General features: G+C 71.8%; 25 protein-coding genes. 13 read left to right on the top strand and 12 right to left on the bottom strand.

From position 1 onward, the window contains the following. Positions 1-37: 37 nt before the first annotated feature. Positions 38-4,414: an HAD-IC family P-type ATPase gene (locus ACWGDB_RS39070; protein WP_453826809.1), complete on the top strand. Its 4,377-nt coding sequence runs from the start codon at positions 38-40 to the stop codon at positions 4,412-4,414. Here ACWGDB_RS39070 and ACWGDB_RS39065 read toward each other — a convergent pair whose 3' ends face one another. Beyond that, entirely contained in the window at positions 4,415-5,494 is a 1,080-nt protein-coding gene (locus ACWGDB_RS39065) for an NADH:flavin oxidoreductase/NADH oxidase (RefSeq protein WP_453826808.1), read from the bottom strand. Between the two features lie 151 nt (positions 5,495-5,645). Between ACWGDB_RS39065 and ACWGDB_RS39060 the strand changes: the two genes are divergently transcribed. Beyond that, the gene (locus ACWGDB_RS39060) at positions 5,646-5,996 is read left to right on the top strand and encodes an ArsR/SmtB family transcription factor (protein WP_453826807.1); all 351 of its coding nucleotides are present in this window, start codon (positions 5,646-5,648) and stop codon (positions 5,994-5,996) included. Between the two features lie 58 nt (positions 5,997-6,054). Here ACWGDB_RS39060 and ACWGDB_RS39055 read toward each other — a convergent pair whose 3' ends face one another. Beyond that, positions 6,055-7,410 (bottom strand): FAD-dependent oxidoreductase, encoded by a 1,356-nt coding sequence (locus ACWGDB_RS39055; protein ID WP_453826806.1) that lies wholly within the window; start codon positions 7,408-7,410, stop codon positions 6,055-6,057. A 208-nt stretch (positions 7,411-7,618) separates the two neighbouring features. Here ACWGDB_RS39055 and ACWGDB_RS39050 point away from each other — a divergent pair, with 208 nt between their 5' ends. Further along, complete coding sequence (locus ACWGDB_RS39050) at positions 7,619-8,083, top strand: DUF6214 family protein (RefSeq protein WP_453826805.1); 465 nt, start codon at positions 7,619-7,621, stop codon at positions 8,081-8,083. Positions 8,084-8,110: 27 nt separating this feature from the next. On the opposite strand, the gene ACWGDB_RS39045 is transcribed toward ACWGDB_RS39050, so the two are convergent. Next, positions 8,111-8,794: a DUF305 domain-containing protein gene (locus tag ACWGDB_RS39045; RefSeq protein WP_453826804.1), complete on the bottom strand. Its 684-nt coding sequence runs from the start codon at positions 8,792-8,794 to the stop codon at positions 8,111-8,113. Between the two features lie 65 nt (positions 8,795-8,859). On the opposite strand from ACWGDB_RS39045, the gene ACWGDB_RS39040 reads away from it, so the two are divergent. Beyond that, positions 8,860-10,356 (top strand): LVIVD repeat-containing protein, encoded by a 1,497-nt coding sequence (locus ACWGDB_RS39040; protein WP_453826803.1) that lies wholly within the window; start codon positions 8,860-8,862, stop codon positions 10,354-10,356. Here ACWGDB_RS39040 and ACWGDB_RS39035 read toward each other — a convergent pair. The 5 genes from ACWGDB_RS39035 to ACWGDB_RS39015 form a co-directional block, all read right to left on the bottom strand. After that, positions 10,344-11,030: a TetR/AcrR family transcriptional regulator gene (locus ACWGDB_RS39035; protein ID WP_453826802.1), complete on the bottom strand. Its 687-nt coding sequence runs from the start codon at positions 11,028-11,030 to the stop codon at positions 10,344-10,346. The genes ACWGDB_RS39040 and ACWGDB_RS39035 overlap by 13 nt on opposite strands. A gap of 154 nt (positions 11,031-11,184) precedes the next feature. Then, a complete protein-coding gene (locus ACWGDB_RS39030; RefSeq protein WP_453826801.1) occupies positions 11,185-11,895 on the bottom strand; it encodes an HAD family hydrolase in 711 nt (236 codons plus the stop codon). A gap of 76 nt (positions 11,896-11,971) precedes the next feature. Further along, positions 11,972-12,643, bottom strand: a complete 672-nt coding sequence (locus ACWGDB_RS39025) for a phosphatase PAP2 family protein (RefSeq protein WP_453826800.1) — start codon at positions 12,641-12,643, stop codon at positions 11,972-11,974. A gap of 153 nt (positions 12,644-12,796) precedes the next feature. Next, positions 12,797-13,732, bottom strand: a complete 936-nt coding sequence (locus ACWGDB_RS39020; protein WP_453826799.1) for a M56 family metallopeptidase — start codon at positions 13,730-13,732, stop codon at positions 12,797-12,799. A 115-nt stretch (positions 13,733-13,847) separates the two neighbouring features. Then, entirely contained in the window at positions 13,848-14,405 is a 558-nt protein-coding gene (locus ACWGDB_RS39015) for a DUF5134 domain-containing protein (RefSeq protein ID WP_453826820.1), read from the bottom strand. Positions 14,406-14,581: 176 nt separating this feature from the next. On the opposite strand from ACWGDB_RS39015, the gene ACWGDB_RS39010 reads away from it, so the two are divergent. After that, complete coding sequence (locus ACWGDB_RS39010; RefSeq protein ID WP_453826798.1) at positions 14,582-16,051, top strand: FUSC family protein; 1,470 nt, start codon at positions 14,582-14,584, stop codon at positions 16,049-16,051. Then, a complete protein-coding gene (locus tag ACWGDB_RS39005) occupies positions 16,048-16,584 on the top strand; it encodes a MarR family winged helix-turn-helix transcriptional regulator (RefSeq protein ID WP_369269431.1) in 537 nt (178 codons plus the stop codon). The genes ACWGDB_RS39010 and ACWGDB_RS39005 overlap by 4 nt, the downstream gene beginning before the upstream one ends. 35 nt (positions 16,585-16,619) lie before the next feature. On the opposite strand, the gene ACWGDB_RS39000 is transcribed toward ACWGDB_RS39005, so the two are convergent. Then, positions 16,620-17,384 (bottom strand): VOC family protein, encoded by a 765-nt coding sequence (locus tag ACWGDB_RS39000; protein WP_453826797.1) that lies wholly within the window; start codon positions 17,382-17,384, stop codon positions 16,620-16,622. A 162-nt stretch (positions 17,385-17,546) separates the two neighbouring features. Here ACWGDB_RS39000 and ACWGDB_RS38995 point away from each other — a divergent pair, with 162 nt between their 5' ends. Beyond that, complete coding sequence (locus ACWGDB_RS38995) at positions 17,547-18,461, top strand: N-acetyltransferase family protein (RefSeq protein WP_453826796.1); 915 nt, start codon at positions 17,547-17,549, stop codon at positions 18,459-18,461. Here ACWGDB_RS38995 and ACWGDB_RS38990 read toward each other — a convergent pair. Next, positions 18,458-18,850: a VOC family protein gene (locus ACWGDB_RS38990; protein ID WP_451166122.1), complete on the bottom strand. Its 393-nt coding sequence runs from the start codon at positions 18,848-18,850 to the stop codon at positions 18,458-18,460. The genes ACWGDB_RS38995 and ACWGDB_RS38990 overlap by 4 nt on opposite strands. 71 nt (positions 18,851-18,921) lie before the next feature. On the opposite strand from ACWGDB_RS38990, the gene ACWGDB_RS38985 reads away from it, so the two are divergent. Then, the gene (locus ACWGDB_RS38985; protein ID WP_453826795.1) at positions 18,922-19,473 is read left to right on the top strand and encodes a GNAT family N-acetyltransferase; all 552 of its coding nucleotides are present in this window, start codon (positions 18,922-18,924) and stop codon (positions 19,471-19,473) included. An 18-nt stretch (positions 19,474-19,491) separates the two neighbouring features. Here ACWGDB_RS38985 and ACWGDB_RS38980 read toward each other — a convergent pair whose 3' ends face one another. Then, positions 19,492-20,175: a glycerophosphodiester phosphodiesterase gene (locus ACWGDB_RS38980; RefSeq protein WP_453826794.1), complete on the bottom strand. Its 684-nt coding sequence runs from the start codon at positions 20,173-20,175 to the stop codon at positions 19,492-19,494. A 397-nt stretch (positions 20,176-20,572) separates the two neighbouring features. Here ACWGDB_RS38980 and ACWGDB_RS38975 point away from each other — a divergent pair, with 397 nt between their 5' ends. Genes ACWGDB_RS38975 through ACWGDB_RS38965 form a run of 3 tightly spaced genes read left to right on the top strand, consistent with a single transcriptional unit; the run spans position 20,573 to position 23,831 of the window. Next, entirely contained in the window at positions 20,573-21,970 is a 1,398-nt protein-coding gene (locus ACWGDB_RS38975) for a DUF6421 family protein (RefSeq protein WP_453826793.1), read from the top strand. A gap of 44 nt (positions 21,971-22,014) precedes the next feature. Continuing rightward, a complete protein-coding gene (locus ACWGDB_RS38970) occupies positions 22,015-22,764 on the top strand; it encodes an SDR family NAD(P)-dependent oxidoreductase (RefSeq protein ID WP_427843420.1) in 750 nt (249 codons plus the stop codon). Next, positions 22,761-23,831 (top strand): threonine aldolase family protein, encoded by a 1,071-nt coding sequence (locus tag ACWGDB_RS38965; protein ID WP_453826792.1) that lies wholly within the window; start codon positions 22,761-22,763, stop codon positions 23,829-23,831. Before ACWGDB_RS38970 ends, ACWGDB_RS38965 begins: the two co-directional genes overlap by 4 nt. 23 nt (positions 23,832-23,854) lie before the next feature. On the opposite strand, the gene ACWGDB_RS38960 is transcribed toward ACWGDB_RS38965, so the two are convergent. Next, positions 23,855-25,222 (bottom strand): hypothetical protein, encoded by a 1,368-nt coding sequence (locus ACWGDB_RS38960; RefSeq protein ID WP_453826791.1) that lies wholly within the window; start codon positions 25,220-25,222, stop codon positions 23,855-23,857. A 173-nt stretch (positions 25,223-25,395) separates the two neighbouring features. On the opposite strand from ACWGDB_RS38960, the gene ACWGDB_RS38955 reads away from it, so the two are divergent. Beyond that, positions 25,396-25,968, top strand: a complete 573-nt coding sequence (locus ACWGDB_RS38955) for a transglutaminase domain-containing protein (protein WP_453826790.1) — start codon at positions 25,396-25,398, stop codon at positions 25,966-25,968. 20 nt (positions 25,969-25,988) lie between these two features. Beyond that, complete coding sequence (locus ACWGDB_RS38950) at positions 25,989-26,684, top strand: B3/B4 domain-containing protein (RefSeq protein ID WP_453826789.1); 696 nt, start codon at positions 25,989-25,991, stop codon at positions 26,682-26,684. Position 26,685: the final 1 nt, after the last annotated feature.

The raw sequence follows: 26,685 nt of genomic DNA, 5'->3' as shown, positions 1-26,685 counted from the left end.
GCCGACGTCGAACGAGCTGCGAGGGCGAGGGCGAGCGATGGTTCTGGGACTGCTCACACGTCCGACAGCGGCCGCGGCCGAGCTGGTCGCGGCCGGGCCCCGGCTGCTCGCCCGAGGAGCGGCCCCCGCGGTGGGAATCGCCGCCGGGGCGGTCGCCGGAACGGCCCGGGCCGGGGTACGGGGTGCCGACAGCGCCGCGCGTGCGGTGCGCGTCGCCCGCAACTCGCTTCCCCTTCGCCCGCAGCCCTGGCGGTCCGGCGCCCGCACCCATCTCGCCCTGCAGCCCGAGGCGCCCGAGCGGGTACGGCTGGAGGGCGGGTTGGAGCAAGCCGCTCGCAAGGTCGCCGCGACGCTGATGGAGCGGCCCGACGTGGCGCTCGCCTACTGGGACGGCGGGCTGAGCCGGCTGGTGGTGACCGCCGTCGAGGAGGCGGCCGGCGACCAGGTGCTGGACAGGGCGGTCGAGATCGCGGCCCGGCACGGTCTGGCCCGGACCGACAAATCGGTGGACGAGATCACCCACCCCGCCGACCCCGCCGGGGTGCGGGCCGCAACCACGACGCTCGCCCTCGACGGGGTGGGCATCGCGGCCGCCTTCGCCGGCTACGCCCTGCGCCTGCCGACCACGCCCCGCTCGGTGACCGCGCTGGTGACGCTCCTGCGGGAGAACCCGCGCTTCCGGGGCTGGCTGCGGGCCAGGATCGGCCGCTCCCGCATGGACATGGTGCTGGCCATGGCGAACGCTGCCGTCCACGGGGCCGGCCGGACCCCGACCGCTCTTGTGCTGGACGGCACGCTGCGCTCGCTCCAGCTGGCCGAGACAGTGGCTCGCGTGGCGGCCTTCGACAAGGTCCACGACGAGGTCTCCGCACCGGACCGGGCCAGCGTGGCCGGGGCACACTTCCCGCGTCCGCCGCTGCGCACCTCCCCGGCTCAGGAGTACGCCGCGCACGCCGAGACCGGCAGTCTGGTGGGTGCGGCGGCGATGCTGCTGGTCAAACACGACGGCACCGAGGCGGCGGAGGCGGTGCTCGCCGGCTCACCCAAGGCGGCCCGCTACGGACCCGCCGCCTTCCACGCCGTACTGAGTTCCGCGCTGTCCCGCGACGGTGTCCTGGTGCGGGACCCGGAGCGGCTGCGGCAGCTGGAGATGGCCGACACGGTCGTCCTGCATCCGAGCGCGCTGCGGACTCCGGGTGCCGACGCGGATCCGTGGGCGGAGACCGTGCTGGACGCGGCACGGCGCGCGGGCTTGCGGGTCGTGATGGTGGACGACCCCGCCCTGGCCGACTTCACGAGCCTCGCCGACCAGGTGGTGCGCGACGAGCGGTCGTTGAGCGACGTGGTGAACGCGTTGCGCGCCGAGAAGGACAGCGTCGTCGTCACGGTCGCGCGGCCGGCGCAGCACGACGAGGACATCCTCGCCGGACTGCTCGCCGGCGATGTGGCCGTCGCCCTCACCGACCAGGACGGAGCCGTCGTCTGGGGCGCCGACGTGCTGGCTCTGCACGGTCTTGCCGATGTGTGGCGGCTGTTGCGGGCGGTTCCGGCCGCGCGCGGCGTCGGGCGCAGGTCGCAGGTGCTGGCCCGGTCCGGTGCCGCCCTGTCCGGACTCCTGGTGGCGATCGGCAAGTCCTCGCGCGGGCGCCCCACGCCGTGGCCCGGACTGCGGCACACGCCGGTCGACGCGAGCGCGGCATGGGCCCTGCTGACCGGTGGGCGCGCGGCCCTCGGGGTTGCGACGGCCCGCGCACCGCACCCCCGGCCGCGCGTGTCCTGGCACGAACTGGAGCCCACCGAGGTCCGCGAACGGCTGGACCACGAGACGGGCCCTGAGCCGACCGTCCCCGAGCAGGTCGGCGGCGGCGCGCGCAAGGCGATCCGCAGGATGGGCCGGCATCCCCTGTTCGCACCGCTGAGCGGTCCGGTCCAGCTCGCCCGGGCCGTGCGCGGCGAGCTCGACGACCCCCTCACCCCGGTGCTGGCCGTCGGCTCGGCCGCCGAGGCGATCCTCGGCTCCATGGTGGACGCCCTGCTGGTCATCGGCGCGCTCGACCTGAACGCCCTGGTCGGCGGCGTCCAGCGGATGCGGGCCGAGCGGGCCTTGTCCGGACTGCTGGCGAAGCAGAAGCAGAAGGCGCGCGTCACCTCCGAGGAAGCCGAGTCCCAGCCGCACGTCGTGGACGCCGCCAAGCTGAGCCCCGGCGATCTGATCGAACTCCGGGCGGACGACGTGGTGCCCGCCGATGCCCGGCTGGTGTGGGAGGACGGGCTGGAGGTGGACGAGTCCGCGCTGACGGGGGAGTCCTTGGCGGCGGACAAGGGGATCGAGCCGACGCCGGACGCCGCCGTGCCGGACCGCAGCTCCATGGTGTTCGAGGGGACCACCGTGGTGGCCGGACACGCCCGGGCCATCGTGGTGGACACCGGGGACCGTACGGAGGCCGCCCGGGCCGTGGCCCTCGCCGCCCGCACCCCACCGTCCGCCGGAGTACAGGCCAGGCTGCGGGAACTCACCGACAAGGCCCTGCCGTGGACCCTCGCCGGCGGCGCCGGGGTGACCGCGCTGTCGCTGCTGCGCGGCACGCCGATCCGCAGGGCCGTCAGCGGCGGCGTGGCGGTGGGCGTCGCCGCGGTCCCCGAGGGGCTGCCGCTGGTGGCGACCGTCGCCCAGCTGGCCGCCGCCCGTCGGCTCAGCCGCCGCGGAGTCCTCGTCCGGGCCCCGCGCACCCTTGAGGCGCTCGGCCGGATGGACACCATCTGCTTCGACAAGACCGGCACCCTCACCGAGAACAAGCTTCGCCTGGTCCGCGTGACGGACGCCGACGGCAAGGTCCATAGGCCGGACGATGACGACCCCACGCTGCGGACCGCGGCACGTGCCTGCCCCCGGCTGAACGGCGGCACCGACCGGCCGGTGCACGCCACCGACGAGGCCGTTCTGGACGCGGCCGGCCCCGACCCCGAGTGGTCCCAGACCGAGGGCCTGCCCTTCGCTGCCGACCGTGGCTACGCCGCCGCCGTCGGCCGGGCCCAGGACGGCACTGCGGTACTCGTCGTCAAGGGCGCCCCCGAGACGGTGCTGCCCGCCTGCGCCGACCTGCCCTCCTCCGCATCGGACGCGGCGCACGAGCTGGCCGGCGGCGGACTGCGGGTCCTGGCGGTGGCCCGCCGCCCGCTCGGCTCGGCGGACAAGGCCGCGGACGTCCTGGAACAGCCCCTGGAGGGCCTGGAGTTCACCGGCCTGCTCGCCCTCGCCGACGTACCGCGAGCCACCTCCACGGCCCTTGTCGAGGGCCTGCGCGCGGCAGGCGTACGACCCGTCATGCTGACCGGCGACCATCCGCAGACCGCGCGGGCGATCGCCGCCGAACTGGGCTGGCCCGAGGACACCGGCGTGGTCACGGGCGACGAACTGGCGTCCGCGGACCGGGAGGAACGGGCCCGGATGCTGCGCGACATGGGCGTCGTGGCCCGCGTCGCCCCCGAGCAGAAGCTCCAGGTCGTCGAGGCGCTGCGGGACGCCGGGTGCGTGGTCGGCATGGTCGGCGACGGAGCCAACGACGCCGCGGCCATCCGCGCCGCCGACATCGGCGTCGGCATCGACGCCCGCGGCTCGGCGGCCGCCCGCAACGCCGCCGACCTCGTCCTCACCAACGACGACCTGACGGTCCTGATCCAGGCGGTCGCCGAGGGCCGGGCCCTGTGGCACAGCGTCGCCGACGCCATCGCCATCCTGATCGGCGGCAACGCGGGCGAGGTGGGCTTCGGCCTCCTCGGCACGCTGCTTTCGGGCGCCGCGCCCCTGTCCACCCGCCAGATGCTGCTGGTGAACCTGTTCACGGACCTGTTCCCGGCCATGGCGGTGGCCGTGACGCCGAAGGAGGCGGAGGGAGCGGAGGCGGAAACCGCGGCGCAGGACGCGGATCCGGCGAAGGAGGACGAGGGTTTTGATGCGGCACCCGCAGGCACCGAACCCCTGGGCACCTCACTCCTCGGCGAACCCCTGATCCGAAAGATCCGGCACCGCGCCCTGACCACCACCCTGGGCGCCACGTCCGCCTGGCTGATCGGCCGCTTCACCCCGGGCACCGCGCGCCGCTCCACCACGATGGCGCTGTGCGCGGTGGTCGGCACGCAGCTCGCGCAGACCCTGGCCGACCGCCGGGGCAGCCCGCTGGTGCGCGTCACCGCCCTCGGCTCCGCGGCGGCCCTCGCCGTCCTGGTCGAGATCCCCGGCCTCAGCCGGCTCTTCGGCTGCACACCGCTCGGGCCGGTCGCCTGGGCGGGCGTCGCCGCGTCGATCGCGCTCGCGGTGCTCGGCCAGCGTGCCCTGCCGCAGCTGGAGCGGATGCTGGCCCGCTACCTGCCGGCCACGTCGGGCGATGCGGCACCCGCGGCGTCCGCCGCGTGATCAGACGGACCGGTGGTACTGGTCCGGCACGTGCACGTCCCCGCCCAGTTCCCGAGCCGCGTGCCGCGCCCACGACGGGCTGCGCAGCAGCTCACGGCCGAGCAGGACGGCGTCCGCCTCACCGTTCGCGATGATCTTCTCGGCCTGCTCGACGTCCGTGATCAGCCCCACCGCGGCGACCGGCAGCGCGGTCTCCGCCTTCACCCGCGCGGCGAACGGCACCTGGTAGCCCGGGCCGACGGGGATCCGGGCGCCGGAGGCGTTGCCGCCGGTCGAGACGTCCAGCAGGTCGATGCCGTGCGCCTTGAGGTCGGCGGCGAAGCGGACCGTGTCGTCGGCGGTCCAGCCGTCGTCCTCCAGCCAGTCGGTGGCCGAGATGCGGAAGAACAGCGGCTTGTCGTCCGGCCACACCTCCCGCACGGCGTCCACGACCTGGAGCGCGAAACGGGTGCGGTTCTCGTACGAGCCGCCGTACTCGTCGGTGCGGTGGTTGGAGTACGGGGAGAGGAACTCGTTGATCAGATAGCCGTGGGCGCCATGGATCTCGGCGATCTCGAAGCCCGCGGCGAGGGCGCGGCGTGCGGCGTCCGCGAACTGACCCACGACGTCCTGTATCTCGGCGACCGTCAGCTCGGTCGGCACCGGGTGCCCGTCGGCGAACGGGATCGCGCTCGGCGCCACCGGCTGCCACCCGTGGGCGTCCGGCCCCACCGGCGCACCGCCCTTCCAGGGCCGGTCGGTCGATGCCTTGCGGCCGGCGTGGGCCAGCTGGATCGCCGGCACCGTGCCCTGCGACACCAGGAAGCTGGTGATCCGGCGGAACGCCTCGACCTGGGTGTCGTTCCAGATCCCCAGGTCGTACGGGGAGATCCGGCCCTCGGCGCTGACTCCCGTGGCCTCGACGATGATCAGCCCCGTGCCGCCGGCCGCGCGGGCCGCGTAGTGCGCGAAGTGCCAGTCGTCGGGGACGCCGGCGTCGGGGCCCTCCGGCGCGGCCGAGTACTGGCACATCGGGGGCATCCACACGCGGTTCGGGATCGTCACATCGCGCAGGGTGTAGGTCTCGAAGAGGGCACTCACGGCGGACTCCATTCGTCACGGGGGACCAGCGATCGACTCGTACGATAGGCATCGTAGTACGGGAAGTGTCAAACTACGAGAGCTCTCGTACAATGGAAAAACCCGAGCACGGGGAATCCCGAGTGAGGGAACCCGACGAAGTGGAGCCGCCGTGACCAGCCCCGCTGTCAGCAGCCGTGACCTCCCGCACCCGACGCGCGAGGAGATCCGTCTGGAAGGCGTGCTGCATGCGCTGTCCGACCCGATGCGCCTGCGGATCGTGCGAGAGCTCGCCGCCGTCGGCGACGAGCTCTCCTGCTCGCGGTTCGACCTTCCCGTGACCAAGTCCACCACCACGCATCACTTCCGGGTGCTGCGCGAGAGCGGTGTGATCCACCAGGTCTACCGGGGCACGGCCAAGATGAACGGCCTGCGCAAGGACGACCTGGACGGCCTCTTCCCGGGACTTCTCGACGCCCTTCTCGACGCCGCCGCCCTACAGGCCGTCCGGCTCGGCGCCTGAACCGTCGGAACCGGCCTTCGCGGGCGGGTGGTTGAAGGGCGCCCTGAACAGAGCGTGACTACGGAGATGTTGCCGCTTCGTTGCTGTGCGCGGCGTTCATCAGCGACTCCCAGTCGGGGAGCTTCACCACACCCCTGCCCAGCGACGCACCGAGCTCCGCCTCCGCCCGTTCGATCGCGCACCAGCCCTGCCACTCGACCGGGTCGATGCCCTCGCCGCGCAGCGCCGTGAGCGGATCCTCGGGCAACTCCCGCCGTACGAGCGCGGAGGCGTCCTCCAGCAGCGACGTCACCGTCTCCTTCGCGCACGGACGGTTCGTGCCGATGACGCCCGTCGGGCCGCGCTTGATCCAGCCGGCCACGTACTCGCCCTGCGCGACGAGGCCCTCGCGCAGGACGCGGCCGGCGAGATGCGGGACCGTGCCGGTCGCGGGGTCGAACGGCAGGCCCTCCAGGGGGATTCCGCGATAGCCGACGGAACGCAGCACCAACTGCGCCTCGATGTCCTCGTATTGGCCGGTGCCCGTCACCCCGCCCCGCCCGTCGGGTGCCGTCCGCTCGAAGCGGACCGCGCCCACGTGTCCGGCATCGGCGAGGAGTTCGACGGGGCGCAGGAAGAAGCGCAGCGCGATGCGGTGGCCGACGTCCTGTGCCGGGGCCTCGGCCCAGACCCGCAGCGCCTCCACGTTGCGGCGCTGCGGGGCGGGCAGTGCGGAGGGGTCGGCGTAGGCCGGATCGATCGCCAGCTCCTGCGGATCCACCCTCACTTCGGTGTCCGGCAGGGTGCCCAGCTCACGGAGCTCCTTGGTGGTGAAGCGGGCCTGCGAGGGGCCGCGTCGGCCCACCATGCTGATGTCGGTCACCCGGCTCGCGGCGAGGGCGGTGAGTGCGGCCTGCGGCATGTCGGTGGGGCTCAGCTCGGCCGTACCTCGCGCGAGCATCCGCGTGACGTCGACCGCGACGTTCCCGACGCCGATGACCACCGCCGAGCGCGCGCCGAGGACGAAGCCGTCGTCGATCGCGTCCGGGTGGGCGCTGTACCAGGACACGAACTCGGTCGCCGACCAGCTGCCCGGCAGGTCCTCGCCGGGAATCCCGAGATGCCGGTCGGTGGCGGCGCCCACGCAGTACACGACGGCGTGGTACAGCTCCCGCAACCGGGCCGTCGGCACGCCGGCCGGGCCGATCTGGACGCCGCCGAGGAACCGCACCCGCTCGTGCTCCAGGACGGTCCGCAGATTGTTCTGGAGAGACTTGATCTTCTCGTGGTCCGGCGCCACCCCGTAGCGCACCAGGCCGTACGGGCACGGCAACCGGTCCAGGACGTCGACGACCACGTCGGGATCCTGCTGTACGAGGCTCTGGGCGGTGTAGCACCCGCTCGGCCCGGAGCCGACCACGGCGACATGCAGCACGGCGGAACTCCTTGTCCGAGGGACCTTCGAGGTCTTCAGGAGTCGCTCTCGAGTCCAGCATCGCACCGCTTCCGCTCCGCTGACAGGGTGCTGTGCGCCGTACGGGACGCGTGTTCGTTCGTATGGAATGTGATCATGCGGTTACGTTGCGTGTGTGCTGGAAGCATCCTTTCTTAATCTTTCCGATCGCCGTGCGACGGACGGCGCCGTGTCCGTGTGGCCCGCGTGGGAAGTGCGGGACGACGCCGGAGCCACCGCGTGGTTCGGGGTCCGGCTCGAGTTCGGCGACGGGGCCCGGGTCGAGGCGCTCGCCGTGGTGTCCGAGGGGTGCGTCTCCATCGAGGACGTCCGGGCCGAGCCGGCGCTGTCCCTCGACGACCTCGCGGCGCTCGCCGACTGGATCGAGGCCCCGCTCTCCGAGGCGTGCGGGGTCGGGGCCGGGCCCGGGGCGGACGGCGAGGACGCCGGGTCCGGTCCGGTCGGGCCGGCCTGGCCCCGGGGCGTCGAGGGGCAGTGGCTGGTGGCGCAGAAGTACCGGGCGGCCCAGGAGCAGGGCGTCGATCCTGTCCTCGCGGTGATGCGCGCGACGGGGCAGGACCGCCGGAGGTCGCTCAGGCTGATCGGGCAGGCGCGCGACGCCGGCTTCCTGACCCGGCGCCGCGCCAGCCGCTGAGCGCGGCCCCGGCGGCGGCCGGGACCGTCAGAGCATGTCCCGCATCCGCGTGACCTCACTCGTCTGCTGAGCGGCCACCTCGTCGGCCATCTCCTCGATCTGGATGTTGTTGCCCTGCCCCTTCACATCGGTGGCCATGGTGACCGCCCCGTCGTGATGGGTGATCATCAGAGTGAGGAAGAGCTGGTCGAACGCCTTCCCCCGCGCGGACCGCAGCTTCTCCAGCTGTGCCTCGGTCGCCATGCCGGGCATCGACCCATGCTCGTGGCCGTCGCTCTTCTCGGACTTGCCGTGGTTCTTCAGCCAGCCCTTCATGGCGGTGATCTCCGGGCCCTGTGCGGAGCCGATGCGCTCGGCGAGCTTTTTCACCTGCGCCGCTTCGGCCCGGTCCGGGGCGAGTTCGGTCATCTCCAGGGCCTGGGAGTGGTGTTCGATCATCATCCGCGCATAGGAGACGTCCGCCGAGTTGGGGGAGTCGTCCTCGGCGCGTTGCCGTGCCGCCTCCTCGGTGGACAGCACCCGGTTCGACTCCCCGGGCTTGCCCGGCACGATGACCGAAGGCCCGCTCCGCGAGTCCGACTTGGCGTCGGAACCGGAGTCGCAGCCGCCGAGCGCGAGCACGGTCAGGGCGGCCAGGGAGGCCGTAGCGAAGCGCGCCCGGCGGCAATGCGCTTTCGTTACATGTCTATTGCCCGCTCTTGAAATGTGCATGATGAAGACGATACTCGGGCGTGCGTGAACCGTTCCAGTGTGAACGGCACAAGGGAGGAAAAACAGTGATCCTGTTCAGCAATCCCCGAACGCGACGCAGACGCCTGGCAGTTGCCGCTGCCGCTGCCGGGCTCATGGCCGCACTGCTCACCGCGCAGCCGGCTGTCGCGACCCCCGACCCGGGGGACGGCCCCGTCGCGGAGAAGGAGGTCTCCGAGAGCACCCGGGCCGAGGTGCGCGAGGCCCTCGCGGACGGCGAGATACCCGGCCAGAACGAGATCGTCCACTCCGACAACATCCAACACCTGGCCCACGTCCCCAAGGACGCACTGCAGGGCACCAACTCGGACATCGCCTTCCAGGGCAGGTACGCCTTCGCCGGCAACTACGACGGCTTCAACGTCTTCGACATCAGCAACCCGAAGGCGCCCAGGACCATCGCCCAGGTCCTGTGCCCCGGCTCGCAGAACGACGTCTCCGTCTCCGGTGACCTGCTGTTCCTGTCCACCGACTCCTCGCGCAGCGACAGCAGTTGCAACAGCACCACCCAGCCCGCGACCGAGAAGTCCTCGTGGGAGGGCATGAAGGTCTTCGACATCAGCGACAAGAGGAACCCCAGGTACGTCGCCGCCGTCGAGACCGCCTGCGGCTCCCACACCCACACGCTGGTGCCCGAGCGCAGGAACGTCTACGTCTACGTCTCCTCGTACTCGCCCGACGCCGGCTACCCCGACTGCCGGCCCCCGCACGACGGCATCTCCATCATCAAGGTGCCGCGCCACGCACCCGAGAAGGCGGCGGTCGTGGACTTCCCGGTGCTCTTCCCCGGTGAGGGGCCGGACGGCGGCGGCAACCCCGGTCCGCCCGGCGGCGTCCGCAAGACCACCGGCTGCCACGACATCACGGTGCTGCCCTCGAAGGACCTGGCCGCCGGCGCCTGCATGGGCGACGGCATCCTGCTGTCCATCAAGGACCCGGAGCGCCCGAAGGTCATCGACCAGGTCAGGGACGACGTGAACTTCGCGTTCTGGCACTCGGCGACCTTCAACCAGAAGGCGAACAAGGTCGTCTTCACCGACGAGTTGGGCGGTGGCAGCGCGGCCACCTGCAACGCGGAGATCGGCCCGGACCGCGGTGCCGACGGCATCTACGACATCGTCGGCAAGGGCGACAAACGCAAGCTCGTCTTCCGCAGCTACTTCAAGATCCCCCGTCACCAGGCGGACACCGAGAACTGCGTCGCCCACAACGGCTCGCTGATCCCGGTGAAGGGGCGCGACATCATGGTCCAGGCCTGGTACCAGGGCGGCGTCTCCGTCTGGGAGTTCACCGACTCGGACAACCCGAAGGAGATCGCCTACTTCGACCGCGGCCCGCTCACCACGGACACGATCAGGTCGGGCGGCTCGTGGTCGGCGTACTACTACAACGGCTACATCTACTCCAACGAGTACGCCCGCGGCTTCGACGTCCTGAAGATCGACGACCGGCGCACGGCCCCGGCCCGCTGGGTCCACATGCGCGAACTCAACGTCCAGACACAGCCGGACTACTTCGACTGACCCTCGGCGCAGCCGGGTGCGGACCCGGTCGCGAAGAACCGCGACAGATCCGTGTCGCACGTCCCGCCGGGCACGGCCCCCGAGTCCGGCGGGACTCCCAGCCCCCGGTCCAGCCCGTAGCGCTTGAACAACTCGGCCCGCAGCACCGGCACGGGCATCGGCACCCCGGGAACCAGCGCCGCGTAGACCGCGCCCATGAGCAGCGCGCGGAGCATCGGGTAGTCGGCGTCCGGGTCCGGTGAGCCGTACCGTACGCAGGTGTCCCGCAGCAGCTCGGCCAGGCGCCGCTGCTCCGGGCACTGCACGAAGCCCTCGGCCTGCAGGATTCCCGCCATGTGCTGGCGCATCAGCACGGGCCGGTCCCGGGCCAGGCCCAGGATCGCGTCGACGGCCCTGGCCATCCGCTCCCGCCCGTCCTCGGTACGCGGCTCGCGCTCCAGCGCCTCCTCCAGCGTGCGGTGCATCAGCCGGTGCACGGCGGACTGCACCAGCTGGCGTTTGCCGGGGAAGTAGTACGACACCAGGCCCCGCGCCGAGCCCGCTCTGTCCGCGATGTCACCCAGCGTGGTGGCGTCGTAACCACGCTCGCTGACCAGCTCCACCGCCGCCTGCAGAAGTCGCTCCCGGGAACGCCGCCGCAACTCTTCATTGACCGAGGCGCTGCGCGGGGACATGCTGGACTCCTGCGTTGACTGGCTGCCAGCCAACTATACTCAACGCGTCCGGTCCGGCCCGTGGAGGGCCTGGTCGGGGTTGCCGTCTGCCCTGGGCGACGCGGGGGATCGTCCAGGGCGGACTCGACCCATGTATCCGGATGGTGGCCGGAGGCTACTTGTCCGCCCGCGGGGCGGCGCCCACGAGATCCAGCACCGGCCGCAGCGCGTCCGGCCGTTGGTCGGCCGGCAGATGGTCCACGAAGTGCACCGCACAGCCCAGCGCCGCCGCACCGCCGTCGGCCCGCCGGTTGTCGCCGACCATGACGACGTCGCGTGGATCGGCGTCCAGTGCTGCGCAGGCCACCTCGAACAGGCGGGGGTCGGGCTTCTGGATGCCGTGCTCGTACGACAGCACGTACGCGTCGACAAACGGATCGAGGCCGTGCTCACGGAACACCGGCCGCAGATCCCAGCCGATGTTGCTCACCACCCCGACGCCGACGCCGCGCTCGCGCAGCGCCCGCAGCACGTCGACGGCATCCGGGTACGGGCCCCACGCGGCCGGTGCCATGTGGCGGTCGTAGAGCAGGTCGTGCAACCGGTCGTCGGGGAGCGGCACATGCCGGGAGAGCCCGGTGTAGGCCGCCCGGTGCAGCTCCGCGCTCTTGTCGCGCACCCCCCAGACACTCGCGACGTCCTCGGGCAGCCACGACGGATCGACCCCGCCCGGCAGGGCGCCCATCGCCTCCAGCGCCTGCGCGGCCTCGGCCAACTCGGCCTCGGCGAGCTCCATCCGGGCCTCGGCGAGCGCTCCGCGCAGCCAGGACTCGGTGGACTCGACACGGAAGAGAGTTCCGGAGAAATCGAACAGAACTGCGGTCATGCAGCGGATCCTACGGGGCCGGATGTCACGGCGCGGGAAGATCGCCACCGGAGCCCGGACGGTCACCGCGGACGGTTCAGCTCACCCACCGGGCGTGTGCCCGCACCGCCAGCACCACGACCAGCGCGCCCAGCAGCCAGCCGCCCACGACGTCCGTGGGCCAGTGGACGCCGAGCCACACCCGGGTCAGCCCGACACCGGCCACGGAGATCGCGGCCACGGCTACGGCCGTACGCCACAGCGCGCGGTCGGCGCCGTAGTGATGCAGCAGCCACAACACAAGGCCGCAGACCACCGTGGCCGTCATGGCGTGGCCGGAGGGATAGGCGGCGTAGTGGGCGGAGTCGACGGGGTCGGGCCAGACGGGGCGCGGGCGGTCGACCAGGGCCTTCAAGGCCTGCTGGACCAGTGTGGCGAGCGCACATGTGGCCACCAGCCATACGGCCGTCCAGCGCGCGGCTCTCCGCCACACCAACCAGATCGCGACCGCGAACGTCAGCAGACGCATCGTCCACGGATCCCAGACCCAGTCCGTCAGGATGCGGAACGCCTGCGTGACGCCGCTCTCGTCGACCGCCCAGCGGTGCGTGGTCCGCGCGACGTCGCTGTCGAGGTTCATCAGCGGGTGCCACCGCAGCGCGACCAGGGCGAGCAGCAGCGCGGAGCCCACGGCCAGGGCGCCGGCCCAGCTGACGGTCCTGCGCTCGGCCGGCGGGCGGGGCGGGGATTCGACGGACTGGGTGTGCATAGTGCGATCCTCGCCGACGGAAGGGGCGAGAGGCCAATGCAGGGGATGCATTTGCGACGCCCGCCACAGGAGTACCGACCCGTCCCCGCACATACCGGGCGGATCCCGGGGACGTACCCCCGGACGGATCCGGGTACCCGTCAGCCGCCCCGGCTATCCCAGCGCCCGCAACCCGGGCACGAACGCGACCAGTACCGGTACCACCGGTACCAGCGAGGCAGCCGCCGTCAGCCGGAGCCGCCGGCCGGCCGTGAGCCGGTCCGGCGGAGCCAGCAGCCGGTGCACCCGCTGCGGCACCTGCGCCCGGTCGGTCGGGGAGGGTCCGAACACGCCTCGGTCCTCGTTGAGTTCGACGAGGGCGAGGGCCGTCGTCAGCCGGCCGAAGCGGCGGGACGCCATGTCGTCGGCGGCGAGTTCGACCAGCCGGTGCATCTCGTCGCGGAACGCGGCGAACACCGGCACCTGCGGGAACCCGCCCGCCAGCGCACCCGAGCAGTGCAGCAGCCAGTCGTGCCGGGCCTGTGCGTGCCCCTGCTCATGAGCGAGTACGGCGTCCAGTTGCCGCCCCTTCAGGCGGCGCAACGCGGCGGTGGTGATGACAAGCTGGGGCGCCGCACCGGGCAGCCACCAGGCGTCCGAACGCTCGCCCTCCAGGATCATCAGCCGGTCGTTCACGGCCGTCTCGCCGGGCAACAGCGGGGCGCGCACGAGGAGTTCGCTCCGTCGCCGCCGACGCCGGGCTCGCGCCCGTGCGACCTCACGCACCAGCATCGCCACGGTCCACAGCCCACCGCACGCGAGCGTCACCGCGATGGTCGCCGCCCACGGGCCGCCCACCCCGAGCGCGTACGCCTCCACCACGGCACTCGGCGCCGGGGCGAACACATGGCCGCGTACCGCCTGCCACGCGGCCGCCGCACTGAGCGTCATCGACAGGGCGCAGCACAGGAGTACGGCCGCCACCACGCACTGCCACGCCCACAGCGCGACCACCGGTTCACGGTCCGGCCAGTCCGCCCGGGCGAGCATCCGAGGGGCGCCTACGGCGGTCAGGGCGCCGAGCAGCAACAGTGCCGCGGGGACCATCATGGGCAGCACCCTATGAGCGCCGCACGGCTCAGCGGTACGGACCGCAGCGGCAAGTGACACAGACCACGGGCGTCAGTGCGGAGAGCCGGTGGCTCTTCCGGGCCTCAGCGTCACTTCAGAGAGCCAGCAGCATGGCCACCATGGCGATCCCCATCGACAGCCGGCAGGCCCGCGCCAGCTCAGGCCGGTCGCCCCATCCGACGCCTCCAGCCCCGGCCCCGCCCCCCGCGGGGACGACCACGGGCACCAACCGGACGCCGCACAGCAGCACATAGCCCGTGAAGTACAGGAGCAGAGTGCCCGTCAGGAGCGGGCTGCCGAAAGCGCCGTGCCCGCCGTGACGGCCGGGTGAGGCTGCCATCGCGACCGCCATGTAGACCATGGCCGAGGCCCCCACCAGGTGGTGCAGATGATGTGCGCCCGCCCGGGCCGACCACAGGGCTTGGAGGGCCGCGGCGCCGAACACGGCCGCGTAGAGGGGCCAGGCCCACGCCGGCGGCGTGAACACCGCGGCAGGCACCGCCATCGCCGCCATCCCGAAGCCCATCAGCGCCTCGCCGCCCGCGGCCCGGCGCTGCTCCTCGACATGGCTGCGCATCCGCAGCAGACAGTAAGTTCCGGTCGCCGCACACAGCGCGACCAGCAGCCAGCCGTACGAAGCCGGTCCGTGCACGCGCACCTCCCGCTCGACGGTGTCGGACAGTCCGTCGATGCCCCGGACGTCCGGCGCGCATGCGAGCGCAAGGGTGTACGCGGGGAGCATTCGACGGAGCGCGGCAGGTCGTACCGCATCACGTCCCGCCCACACCCGTTTCCTTTACGAGTAAAACACTTGCTAAGATGATGGGTATGAAACTGGTGAGGGGTACGAGCAGCCACCATCCGCTCGTCGGCGTGCTGCGCCTCGGCCGGCCGTCGGAGATCTGGTTCAAGCCCGCCCTGAGCGTGGTCGTCTCCGTCGCCCCGCCCAACGTCGCCCTGCTGCTCCTCGGCCGGCTGGACCTGGCGATGTACACGATGGCCGGATCCCTGTGCGCGCTCTACGCCCACAACCGCCCCTACGCCGCCCGGGCCCGCGCCCTGGCATGGGTCGCGCTCGGCATGCTCGGCGGCCTGGCCACGGCGCTGGTCGCGGCCTCGCTCACCAGCAGTGCCGTCGTCCTGGTCACCGTGGGCGCTGCACTGGCCGCCGTGCAGAAGGTGCTGTGCGACGCGACCCGTATCGGTCCGCCGGGCAACGTGGTGCTCACCTTCATCAGCTCCGCCGCCCTGTTCGCCCCGCAGTCCTTCGTCCAGATCCCCGGCCACGTCGGTCTTGCCGCCGTGGCCGCCGCCTGGGCCTGGCTCGTAGGCATGGCACCGGGCCTGCTGCGACCGCACGGCCCGGAGCGCCGGGCCACCGCGGGTGCCCTGCGTGTGGCTGCCGCGTACGTCGAGACGGTCGGTGCAGGTGCTCCGAGCAGCCCGGGCGACCGCCACACCCGTGCCCACGCCACCGCTGCCGCCGCCGTGCACGCCGCCCGGCAGGCGCTGCACTCCGCCGGCCGCCCCGGTGGCACGCGCCGCGCGCTCGAACGCCTCGTCGTCCGCGCCGAGGTCGCCCTGGCCGCCCCCGCCGATGCCGAGCCGGCCCTGTTGCGCACCTGGGCCCGGCAGTTGCGGGGCACCCTGCCCGTGCCGGAGGTCGACGACCTCGCGCACATCGGGACCGAACTCACCTCGCCCGCCACCCCGTTGTGGCACCGCCTCGCCCCCCTGACCCCGCTCGCCGTACGCACCGCCCTCGGCTGCGCCCTCGCCGGATACGCCTCGCTCGCCCTGGGGATCGGCCGCCCGTACTGGGCCCTGGTCACCGCGGCGTGCCTGTACCAGGCCAACCTCAGCCTCACCTGGGGCCGTGGCGTCCAGCGGGTCATCGGCAACCTGCTGGGCGTCCTCCTCTTCGCCGCGCTCGTCCCGCTCGCCCACACCGGCGAGGTCGCCCTCGTCGTGTGCTGCCTCGCCCTCAACTTCGGTGCCGAGGCGCTGATCAGCCGCAACTACTGGCTCGGCAGCGTCTGCGTGACCCCGATGGCGCTGCTCATCACCGAGTTCGCCGGGTTCCAGGAGCCCGGGCGCCTGATCACCGAGCGGGTCGTGGACACCCTGGTCGGCGCGCTGGTCGGCCTCGTCGCCGCGGTGGCCGTACCGGACCGGCGGTGGCAGCGGGTCGTGCGCGCCGAGCGGAGCGGACCCCGTACGCTCGCGGCCACGGGGCGTAGCCAGGGACCGCGCCCGGACCAGCGCACAGGCGACACGACGGAGGGCCTACGGCCATGACGGCGACGAACGGCGGGCCGACCGGGACGAGACGTGACACGGTGGCCGCCGTGGTCCGGCAGTGGCAGACCGTCCACCCCGACCTCGACACCGCCCCGATGGAGATCATCGGCCGCATCAACCGCTGTGCCGCCCTCCTCCAGCAGGCCGAGGACGCCCCGCTGCGCCGGGCGGGCCTCAGCCGCCCCGAGTTCGACCTGCTCGGCGCGCTGCGCCGCACCGGCCACGAACTCACCCCCAGCGAACTGGCCCGGGAGACCTTCTCCTCGGGCGCCGCCGTCACCAAACGCCTCAAGCAGCTGACCGAGCGCGGCCTGGTGGAGCGCCGCGGCGACACCCGCGACCGTCGCGTCGCCCATGTCCGCCTCACCGACACGGGCCGCGACCTGGTCGACGGCATCCTGCCCGAACAGCTCGCGTACGAGACGGCCGTCCTGTCCGGCGTCGACCCGCAGGGCCAGGACGAACTGGCGTCTCTGCTCAGCGAGTTGCTCGGCCGGCTGGAGGGCCAGTTGGGGGCGCTGCGCGGCTGACCCGAGCGCGGGCGGCCTCAACCCCGCCGGCCGTGTCACTTCTCGTCGGCCGCGCGGTACACGCCGAACACCGCTCCCTGCGGGTCCCGCAGTACGGCGATCCGCGGTCCGTCGGGGATGGCCGTGGGCTCCATGAGAACGGTGCCGCCCGCCTCGGTCGCGTCAGCCGCCTTGCTGTCCACGTCCACCACGGCGAAGTAAGGCAGCCAGTGCGCAGGCACCTCGTGCGGGAACTTGTCGTCCATCGTCAGCATGCCGCCGAAGTCGTCGCCGTCTATCCCCCACTGCGTGTAGTGCTCCGAGGCGTTGACGCTCCAGCCGAACACCGTCGTGTAGAACTCCACGGCCCGCTCGGGCGCCCGGGTCAGCAGCTCCACCCAGCCCAGCGCGCCGGGTGCGCTGAGCACCCCCGCGCCGGGGAACGACCGGGCCTGCCAGAGCTGGAAGACCGCCCCCGTCGGGTCCACGGCCACCGCGAAGCGGCCCACGTCGAACACGTCCATGGGGCCGACCAGCACAGTGCCGCCGGCCTCCGTCACCTGCGCGGCGGCGGTGTCCGCGTCCCGCACCGCGAACGACACGTTCCATGCCACCGGCTGCCCCTCCTGGTACAGCGGCGTCAGCGCGGCCACCGCCGCTTCACCGAGGTGCGCGACGGTGTACCCGCCCGCCTCCTGACGCGGATCGGTCTCGGCGCGCCAGCCGAACAGCCGCTCGTAGAACTGCTGGGCCGCGGCCAGGTCGCTGGTCCCGAGCTCGGTCCAGCAGGGCCCGCCGGTCACCGGCTTGTCGAGCTTCATGGCGCTCCTCCCGCAGGAACCCCCCTCCAGCACGCTAAGCCCCTGCCAGGGCCCCGGCCATCCGGTGGAATTCCCTGGAGCCCGGCGCCGCCGTCGTACCCTCGACCCCGTACCGCACCGCGTGGCGGCCTCCCGACACCGTTCTCCGACCGGAGGTCCAGCATGCCCGCGCTCGAGGTGCGCCCCTTTCGCCGTGCCGACCGCGACCAGCTCACCGAACTGATCAACATGCACGTCGCCGCGGTCGTCCCCGGCGTCTCCGTCTCCGTGAACACGGTGCTCAGTGCTCTGGAGCGACAGCCGGACGAATTCATCACCGATCCCTGGGTCGGCGAGCGCGTGACCCTTGTCGCCGAGCAGCGCGACCACGTCGTGGCCGCCGCCCATCTGCTGCGCTACCGGGCGGACGACGAGGTGGGCGGGACCTACCGGGACATCGGCGAGATCGACTGGTTCGTGAGCCGTCCGCCGGCCTCCTTCTGGCCGGACTCCGACGAGGCCGCCGACCTGCTGATGAACGCCTGCCTGGCCCGGCTGGCCCGCTGGAACGTGCGCGCCCGGTACGCGAGCGGCGAGCTCCCCGCCCCGGCCGTCCACGGCCTGCCCCGCACCTGGCCGCACATCCGCGCCCTCTACGAGCGCGCCGGCTTTCGGCACGTCGGCGACACCGAGGTGATCCTGATCGCGCGTGTGTCCGACCTGCCGACCCACGAACCGCGGCCGGGCGAGACCGTCGACCGCACGCTGGGGGAGTGCGGCACGCGCTTCACCGTGTACGCGGACGGGCGCGCCCTCGGCTTCATCGAGGTCGACACGTCCCTGTCCCGCCCCGAACGCCACACGCGCGGCACGGGCCTCGCCGACATCGGCAATCTGCACATCGACCCGACGACGTACGGCGAGGGCGGTCTGGAGCGCCGACTGCTCGGTCAGGCCGCCGACTGGCTGCGGCTGTGCGGTGTGGACCGCCTCCTCGCCTATGAGCAGGCCACCGACGGCGCGATGATCGGCCGTCTGACCTCGGCCGGTTTCCGGGAACTGACCCGCACCGACCGAGGCTGGCGACACCGGCCCTAGATTCCGGGCCGGTACCGCAGTGGGTGATCCGCAGGCACCTCCACCAGCACGATCTGCGTCCCGTCCGGATCGGCGATCCACATCTCGACGAGGCCCCACGGCTCCTTCACCGGCGGCCGGACGATCTCGACGCCCTTGTCCCGCAGCTCGTCGTGCGCGGCCGCCAGGTCCTCGACCTGCAGCCACAGCCGGACGGCCGGCGACGGCGGGGTCTCGGAACGGCCGGAGACCTCCAGGAAGCCACCGCCGAGGAAGTACACGGTGCCGCGCTCCGGCCCCGTTCCGAACTCGCGGTGGACGGCCAGGCCCAGCTGCTCGCCGTAGAAGACACGGGAGCGCTCGGGGTCGGTGGGGTGAAGCAGGGTCCGTCCGCTCAGTACGTGCACCATGCAGCGGGATCCTAGCGGCGCGTTACGCTCAGCGGTGCCCGAGTCGTGCCCGAGAAGTGGAGAAGCGCCCCATGGACACCACCGCGACCGCCGCCGCCGACGGACTCACCTTCCGTGACGCCACCGACGCCGACGTGGACACGCTGGTCGCGCTGATCGAGTCCGCCTACCGCGGGGACTCCAGCCGGGCCGGGTGGACGACCGAGGCGGACATCCTCGAAGGCCAGCGGACCGACCCGGAAGGCGTGCTGGCGGTCATCAGGTCGTCGGACAGCCGGATGCTCACCGTCGAGCAGAACGGGCGACTGGTGGCCTGCTGCCAGCTCGAACACCGCGGGGCCCACGCCTACTTCGGGATGTTCGCGGTCAGCCCCGCACTCCAGGGCGCCGGACTCGGCAAGGTGATCATCGCGGAGGCGGAGCGGCAGGCCCGCGCGACCTGGGGTGTCACCGAGATGCACATGGCCGTGATCTCCGTACGGAACGACCTGATCGCCTGGTACGAGCGGCGCGGCTACCGCCGTACGGGACGGATGACCCCGTTCCCGTACGGCGACGAGCGCTTCGGCATCCCGCAGCGCGCCGACCTGCAGTTCGAGCTGCTGGTCAAGGAGCTGGCGTGACGTTCATGCGGGGGACGTTCAGGCCGTGAAACGGCCGGTGCGCTTGATCTCGGGGTAGTCGGTGGTGGCGCCGTCCAGTTCCAGGGCCCGTACGAGACGCAGGTGGTCCTGGGTGTTGACCACCCAGCCGATGATCCTGAGGTCCGCCTTGCGGGCGTGCTCCACGACCTCCAAGGTCAGCCGGCGGATATTGAGGCAGACCGTCGCCGCGCCGGCCTCGACGGCACGGTCCACGACGTCGGTGCCGTAGCGGCTGGCGATCAGCGCGGTCCGTACGCCGGGTACGAGGCGGGCGATCTCGGCGACGGCGTCGTCGTGGAACGAGGACACCTCGACCCGGGAGACCAGGTCCCGCCTGGTCATGACCTCGGCGAGCGCCCGGGCCGCCGCGACGTCCTTGATCTCGGCCTGCAGCGGGGACTTCACGGCGTCGAGGACCTCTTCGAAGACCGGGACGCGCTCGCCGCGGCCCGCGTCCAGGGCGCGCAGCTCGGCGAGGGTCTTGTCGGCGATCGCGCCGGTGCCGTCGGTCGTGCGGTCCACATCGGTGTCGTGCATGACGACGAGGGCGCCGTCCTTGCTCAGGTGGAGATCGAGTTCGATGGCGTCGAGGCCGGCCTGCTGGGCGGCGACGAACGAACGGAGGGTGTTCTCGGGCTCGACACCCATGACTCCGCGATGACCGATGGTAAGGAAGTTCAAGGTTCAACTCGCTTCCGTCGACGGCGGCTCGGTGTGCACGCGAACCGGAGCGGACTGTTCGCGCGGCAGATCCGCAGCCTAGTGGGCCCGGCGCGTGATGAACCCCACGTGTACGCAGGGTTTGCGGCAGTGGACATGTCGTACCTGGATCGCGCCCCTCCGGATGGTCACCCGGCCGTGGGCGAGTCCCGCAGGGATTGACCTGCCGCTGTGGACCACCTCTTCATCCGTGCGCATGCCCACGCATGGACGGGGTATGCGCCATCGGGATGACCAACAGCAAAAGTTGCGGTGACCATGGGGGTGTGCAGGATAATTTCCCGACTCTCCTCTTGCTGAGAGGAACCTCGTACGTATACGGTCTCCATACGCGAGGTTCTCCCGTGGAGGATGGGACATGACGGAAATTCTTGTGCAGGCGGCTACGGAGGAGCAGGTTCCTCCTGTGACCAGGGTGGTGGAGCACCCGGCGTGGCCCGTGCTCAAGGATGCCGTGGAGCGGATCCGGCCATGGCAGTCCAAGGACGGGTCGATCGATTTCGAAGCCGAGGGCGCGCCCGAGCGCACGGACGCCGAGGCCGCCGTACGGCGTGTCGTGGACGCGGTGGTGGAGCTCTCCCCGCTGCTGCCGCACGACGCCGCCTACCACGAGGCCCTGGTGAAGGACCTGCGCCGCTGGGCCGAGGGCGGCTTCCAGGTGCCCGACTTCCTCGACTCGCTGCTGGCCTTCCAGCCCGCCGCGAACCGTGCGGACGGCCTCCAGCACCTCGTCGTCTTCGCGATGTACACGCAGAACGGCAACCCCGACCGCAACCTCGAAGCGGTCGTGCTGCGCATGGTCTGGCCGGACTGGCTGGCCGAGCTGGAGCGCACCCGCTACGACAACCCGTTGTTCTGCGGCATCAAGTTCGAGGACTTCACGGCCGGCTACGACACCAACTCCGCCGTGCTCTTCCCCGAGACGATCGCCGTGCGCGAGGCCCCTGAGCGCTTCACCTGGGGCGGCATCTTCTGCGACCGCGAGGCCGCCCGCTTCCGCCGCGTCACCGACGCCGCCGTCGACATCCTCGGCCTGGACCTGCCCGAGGACATCGCCGCGATGGTCCACGACCAGAAGCGCTGCGAGGAGGCCTTCGTCCTGTGGGACATGGTCCACGACCGCACCCACAGCCACGGCGACCTGCCGTTCGACCCGTTCATGATCAAGCAGCGCCAGCCGTTCTGGATGTACGGCCTGGAGGAGCTGCGCTGCGACCTCACCGCCTTCAAGGAGGCCGTGAAGCTGCAGGCCGACGGCGTCCCGCAGGCCCGTGACGTGCAGTACGCGGTGCTGTTCGACCGCATGTTCCGCTTCCCGGTCACCGGCGAGCGCGTGCGCAACTACGACGGCCTCGGCGGGCAACTGCTCTTCGCCTACCTGCACAGGCACGACGTCGTCCGCTGGACCGACAACAAGCTGTTCATCGACTGGGACCGCGCCCCGCAGGTCACCAACCAGCTGTGCGCCGAGATCGAGACGCTGTACCGCGACGGCATCGACCGCCCGAAGCTCGTCCACTGGTTCGCGGGCTACGAGCTCGTCTCCGGCTACCTTTCCCCGCACCCGGGCTCCAAGTGGGCCAAGGGTCCCGACGCCCTCGACCTGAGCCTGCCGCCGCGCAAGCTCGTCGATGACGTGCTTCCGGACGAGTTTCCGCTGAGCATGTTCTATGAGGCACTGTCCAAGAAACTCAAGAACGTGATCGCCTCGACCAGGGGCATCACGCCGGACAGCGTCGAGCGGATCGCCGCGTGAGCGACCGCGGCACCGAGAACACAGCTCAGCAGGAGGCGAAGAAGATGGCGGGGAACGGAGCTCTCAGCGGTGCGGTGATCGCGGTGGCCGGCGCGGGCGGACCCGCCGGGCAGGCGGCGCTGCTGCGACTGGCCGAGGCGGGCGCGACCGTCATCGGCTCGGACAACGACCCGGAGCGGCTCGCCGAAGCCGTGGACGCGGCGAGCTACGCGCACGGCGGCGCCACCGTCGTCGGGGACACGGTCGACCTGCTCGACCGTGAGGCCACCCGCGACTGGGCGGACCGCATCGAGAAGGACTTCGGTCGCGTCGACGGCCTGGTCCATCTCGTCGGCGGCTGGCGCGGCAGTGAGACCTTCATCAAGACGAGTCTCGACGACTGGGACTTCCTGGAACTGCTGCTGATCCGCACCGTGCAGCACACCTCGCTGGCCTTCTTCGAGGGCCTCCAGCGCAGCGAGCTCGGACGGTACGTGCTGATCAGCGCCGCCGGCGCGTCGAAGCCGACCGCGGGCAACGCCTCGTACGCCGCCGCCAAGGCCGCCGCCGAGGCCTGGACGCTCGCGCTGGCCGACGCCTTCCGCAAGGCCGGGGGTCCCGAGGGGCCGACGTCCGCGGCTGCCATCCTGGTGGTGAAGGCGCTGGTGCACGACGCGATGCGCGCCGACCGCCCCAACGCGAAGTTCGCGGGCTTCACGGACGTCAAGGACCTGGCCGATGCCGTCGTCGGCGTCTGGGACAAGCCCGCCGCCGAAGTGAACGGAAACCGTCTGTGGCTGACCGAGAAGCCGTGAACCCTCCGAAGACCGACGCCCGTCGCCATCACGACCCGGACGTCCGCGGCTTCGCCAGCGACAACTACGCCGGTGCCCACCCCGAGGTGCTCGCCGCCCTGGCCCTGGCCAACGGCGGGCACCAGGTCGCGTACGGCGAGGACGACTACACCGAGAACCTCCAGCGGATCGTCCGCAGCCACTTCGGCGCCACCGCCGAGGCGTTCCCGGTCTTCAACGGCACCGGCGCCAACGTCGTCGCGCTGCAGGCGGTCACCGATCGCTGGGGCGCGGTGATCTGTGCCGAGAGCGCGCACATCCACGTCGACGAGGGCGGGGCGCCGGAACGGATGGGCGGCCTCAAGCTGCTCACCGTCCCCACGCCCGACGGGAAGCTCACCCCCGAGCTGATCGACCAGCAGGCGTACGGCTGGGACGACGAGCACCGGGCGATGCCCCAGGTCGTCTCGATCACCCAGAGCACCGAACTCGGCACCCTCTACACGCCGGACGAGATCCGCGCGATCTGCGAGCACGCCCACGCGCACGGCATGAAGGTGCACCTGGACGGCTCCCGGATAGCCAACGCGGCGGCCTCCTTGAACGTGCCCATGCGGACGTTCACCAACGCGGTCGGCGTCGACATCCTCTCCCTCGGCGGCACCAAGAACGGCGCCCTCTTCGGCGAGGCGGTCGTCGTCCTCAACCAGGACGCCGTCAGCCACATGAAGCACCTGCGCAAGCTGTCCATGCAGCTCGCCTCCAAGATGCGCTTCGTGTCGGTGCAGTTGGAGGCCCTGCTCGCCAAGGACCTCTGGCTGCGCAACGCCCGCCACGCCAACGAGATGGCCCAGCGCCTGGCCGAGGGCGTCCGCGCCGTGCACGGGGTCGAGATCCTCTACCCCGTGCAGGCCAACGGCGTCTTCGCCAAGCTCCCGCACGACGTGAGCGAGCGCCTCCAGAAGAGGTTCCGCTTCTACTTCTGGGACGAGGCGGCGGGCGTCGTGCGCTGGATGTGCGCTTTCGACACGACCGAGGACGACGTGGACGCGTTCGTGGCGGCGCTGAAGGAGGAGATGGCCCGCTAGGCCTTCTCCTCCCTCGGCACCGATCAGCCGTTGACGACGATCGCGGCGCTGTTGTTGCGCAGGTTCGGGTCGAACTTCCTGATGGGCAGCTCCGGATCGTCGTTGATGGTTTCGACGGTGGTGCGTGCCCCGCGCACCACCTGGTCGATCCGGAGCTGCACCTCAAAGCTGTGGGACGCCTTGTCGTGCAGGTGGATCGGCGTCCGGCAGAGGTAGACCGTCAGGGGAGTCCCCTCCTCGGGCGGCTCCTGGGTCGAGCAGTCCTCCGGCACGCCCACGACCGTCGTCCCCTCCGGCGCCTGGAACCGCACGGTGGCGACGGCGGCGCCCACGCCCAGCGACGCCACCCATGCCGGGCCGCGGTTGTGCACGGTGACACGCGCGGTCACGGTGTCCCCGACGGCCCCGCGCACCTTGCTGCCGGTGAGCTTCAGGTCCGCGGTGTTCCTGGCGTCGAGGATGACGGTCCGGTAGTTGTCCGACAGATCCAGGTCCTCTGCGCCGACGGCGGCCCGCCGCGCCGCCACGGGGCGCAGGTTCAGCTCGTGGCCCGTGCCCGGGGTCCACGTCTCGCCGCCCCGGGCCTCTTCGAGTGCCTCGTCCGAATACGGCAGTACGGAGTGGTCGAATCGCTCGTACAGCGCGTTCCGCCCGACACGGAGGGCGGTCGTCAGGGCGTACCGCTCGCCCGGAGCCACCGCCTCGTCCAGCACGCACAGCGCGAACGTGCCGATGGCGTGGTCCCGGTACTCGCAGTTGGAGTGCCGTTCCTCGAGCCCAAGGCCGTACGACGAGTAGATCGACAGCAGTGTGCGGTCCACGGTGCGGTTACCGTTGTTGGCGACCGTCGCCCGTACCTGGGTGTTCGTGCCGGGCGTGAGGTCCCGCTGGTGCGCGGCCTGGCTGAGCCCGAGGTCCGGGCCGTCGCCCAGGGTGATCCGGGTCTCCGCCGGAACTGCCGTCAGCTCCCCGGCGGAGGCCGAGTAGCGCACGTACCCGGACGCGCTGAGGTCGGCGTCCGGCAGCGCGCGGAGTCCGAGCCGGGCTGCCGCCACGCCGTCCGTTCCCACCGGGATCTCGGGGAAGTCGCAGACCGCCCTGAGGGCCGACTCGGGCACGCAGTTCGCGGGCCACGACACTCGCGCGAACGAGGCGATCTCGCCGACGTCCACGGCCAGTTGGCCGGTCGGCACCCCGTTCTCGGTGTTGTCGTGGGTGACCCCGACATCGAGGACACGCTCGGACGCCGCGCCGTCCGCGTCGGGCCCCGGCAACACGGTCTCGGACGGCACGCTGATCCACAGCTGATCGGACGCGGCGTGCACGGGCCCGGTTCCCACCGCGGCCAGGGCGCAGCCTGCGAGCGCGCCTGTGAGCAGGCGAGACTTCATGGATTCCCCCTAGTGGATGACCTGTCCGGTGGCGAGACCTGCGGCGCGGGGGAGGGGTTGTATGCGGGGGCGGGGTTGCGGCGAGGATCGGCCAATCTGTCGCTCTGTATATTTATGCGTTGAAGTGCAAATCGATTGACTGCCCGTTCCGTCGCCTCCTACTCTCTGCAGTCATGCAGATGATCCAGGAAACCGCAGACCTCTCTGCCTACTTGGCCGCCGACGAGGTGATCGACCATCACCATCCCGTCGTGCGCGAGACGGCTGCCAGGCTCGCCGACGGTGTGGCCGACTCGTATGACTATGCACGTGCGGCCTTTGAGTTCGTGCGTGACGTCATCCCGCACTCGCAGGACTCCGGCGATCCCCGCGTCACCTGGCGCGCCTCCGACGTCCTGGAGCAGGGCACCGGCATCTGCTACGCCAAGGCCCACGCGCTGGCCGCGTTGCTGCGCGCCGAGGACATCCCGACGGCGCTGTGCTACCAGAAGTTCGAGGTGCTGCACGGGTTGGTCGCCGTGCGGTTCAACGGTGCCTGGCATCGGCAGGATCCGCGGGGCAACAAGCCCGGCGTGGACGCCCAGTTCTCGCTCGACGGTGAGCGGTTGGCCTTCACGCCCGATCCGGCGTCCAATGAGATGGACTATCCAGTCCTGTATGCTGCACCGCACCCGGCCGTGCTCGATGCCCTCAGGGCCGCCCCCGACCGGCCGTATCTGTGGCAGACCCTGCCCACCGCACTGTGAACCCCGAGACAAGGCGGACCATGACTCTCACCCTGACCGTCTCCGACGAGGTGCGCGCCCTGGCACCCGGCTTCACCCACGTGGCGGTCGAGGCGCACGGCCTGGTCAACGGACCCAGTACCGAGGCGAGCTCCGAGCTCCTGGACGAGGCGGCCCGCCGACTCGCCGGACGCCTGGACGGGCGCGCTCCGCACGAGGACCCGCACATGGCGGCCTGGCGCGAGATCTACACGGCGTTCGGGTCGAAGCCGTCCCGGACCCGCAACTCCGCGGAGGCGCTGGCCAAGAGGGCACTGTCGGAGGCGGGACTGCCCCGGATCAACCTGCTGGTGGACGTCTACAACGCCATCAGCGTCGCCCACCTCGTCCCCGTCGGCGGCGAGGACATCGACCACATCGAGGGTGGCATGCGCCTGGTGCGCGCCACCGGCGAAGAGGACTTCGTGACCGTCGCCGGCGGCGAGGAGGTCGTCGAGCACCCGGACGCGGGCGAGGTCGTGTGGCGCGACGACGCGGGCGTGACCTGCCGCCGCTGGAACTGGCGCCAGGGCCCCCGCACCCGGCTCACCGAGGATTCCGTCTCAGGGATCTTCCTCCTGGAGACCCTGTCGCCCATGCCGGTCGCCGAGGCCGAGCAGGCGGCGGCCGAACTCGCCGAGCTCCTGGCGAAGTTCAGCCCGGGAGCGCACATCTCGGTGCGTCCCCCGACCTGCTGAA

The organism is Streptomyces sp. NPDC055013, assembly GCF_053608645.1.
Note: the sequence above shows the minus strand (reverse complement) of the source record. Positions and strands in the feature narration are given on the sequence as shown.

Excerpts from the sequence above, each read along its gene's own strand:
- ACWGDB_RS39020 (WP_453826799.1), bottom strand. The coding sequence starts at position 13,732 with ATGATGGTCCCCGCGGCACTGTTGCTGCTCGGCGCCCTGACCGCCGTA.
- ACWGDB_RS39005 (WP_369269431.1), top strand. The coding sequence starts at position 16,048 with ATGACGGCGACGAACGGCGGGCCGACCGGGACGAGACGTGACACGGTG.
- ACWGDB_RS38955 (WP_453826790.1), top strand. The coding sequence starts at position 25,396 with ATGCAGATGATCCAGGAAACCGCAGACCTCTCTGCCTACTTGGCCGCC.
- ACWGDB_RS38950 (WP_453826789.1), top strand. The coding sequence starts at position 25,989 with ATGACTCTCACCCTGACCGTCTCCGACGAGGTGCGCGCCCTGGCACCC.
- ACWGDB_RS39025 (WP_453826800.1), bottom strand. The coding sequence starts at position 12,643 with ATGCACACCCAGTCCGTCGAATCCCCGCCCCGCCCGCCGGCCGAGCGC.
- ACWGDB_RS39035 (WP_453826802.1), bottom strand. The coding sequence starts at position 11,030 with ATGTCCCCGCGCAGCGCCTCGGTCAATGAAGAGTTGCGGCGGCGTTCC.
- ACWGDB_RS38975 (WP_453826793.1), top strand. The coding sequence starts at position 20,573 with ATGACGGAAATTCTTGTGCAGGCGGCTACGGAGGAGCAGGTTCCTCCT.
- ACWGDB_RS38985 (WP_453826795.1), top strand. The coding sequence starts at position 18,922 with ATGGACACCACCGCGACCGCCGCCGCCGACGGACTCACCTTCCGTGAC.
- ACWGDB_RS39045 (WP_453826804.1), bottom strand. The coding sequence starts at position 8,794 with ATGCACATTTCAAGAGCGGGCAATAGACATGTAACGAAAGCGCATTGC.
- ACWGDB_RS38960 (WP_453826791.1), bottom strand. The coding sequence starts at position 25,222 with ATGAAGTCTCGCCTGCTCACAGGCGCGCTCGCAGGCTGCGCCCTGGCC.
- ACWGDB_RS38970 (WP_427843420.1), top strand. The coding sequence starts at position 22,015 with ATGGCGGGGAACGGAGCTCTCAGCGGTGCGGTGATCGCGGTGGCCGGC.
- ACWGDB_RS39010 (WP_453826798.1), top strand. The coding sequence starts at position 14,582 with ATGAAACTGGTGAGGGGTACGAGCAGCCACCATCCGCTCGTCGGCGTG.
- ACWGDB_RS38995 (WP_453826796.1), top strand. The coding sequence starts at position 17,547 with ATGCCCGCGCTCGAGGTGCGCCCCTTTCGCCGTGCCGACCGCGACCAG.
- ACWGDB_RS39030 (WP_453826801.1), bottom strand. The coding sequence starts at position 11,895 with ATGACCGCAGTTCTGTTCGATTTCTCCGGAACTCTCTTCCGTGTCGAG.
- ACWGDB_RS39070 (WP_453826809.1), top strand. The coding sequence starts at position 38 with ATGGTTCTGGGACTGCTCACACGTCCGACAGCGGCCGCGGCCGAGCTG.
- ACWGDB_RS38990 (WP_451166122.1), bottom strand. The coding sequence starts at position 18,850 with ATGGTGCACGTACTGAGCGGACGGACCCTGCTTCACCCCACCGACCCC.
- ACWGDB_RS39000 (WP_453826797.1), bottom strand. The coding sequence starts at position 17,384 with ATGAAGCTCGACAAGCCGGTGACCGGCGGGCCCTGCTGGACCGAGCTC.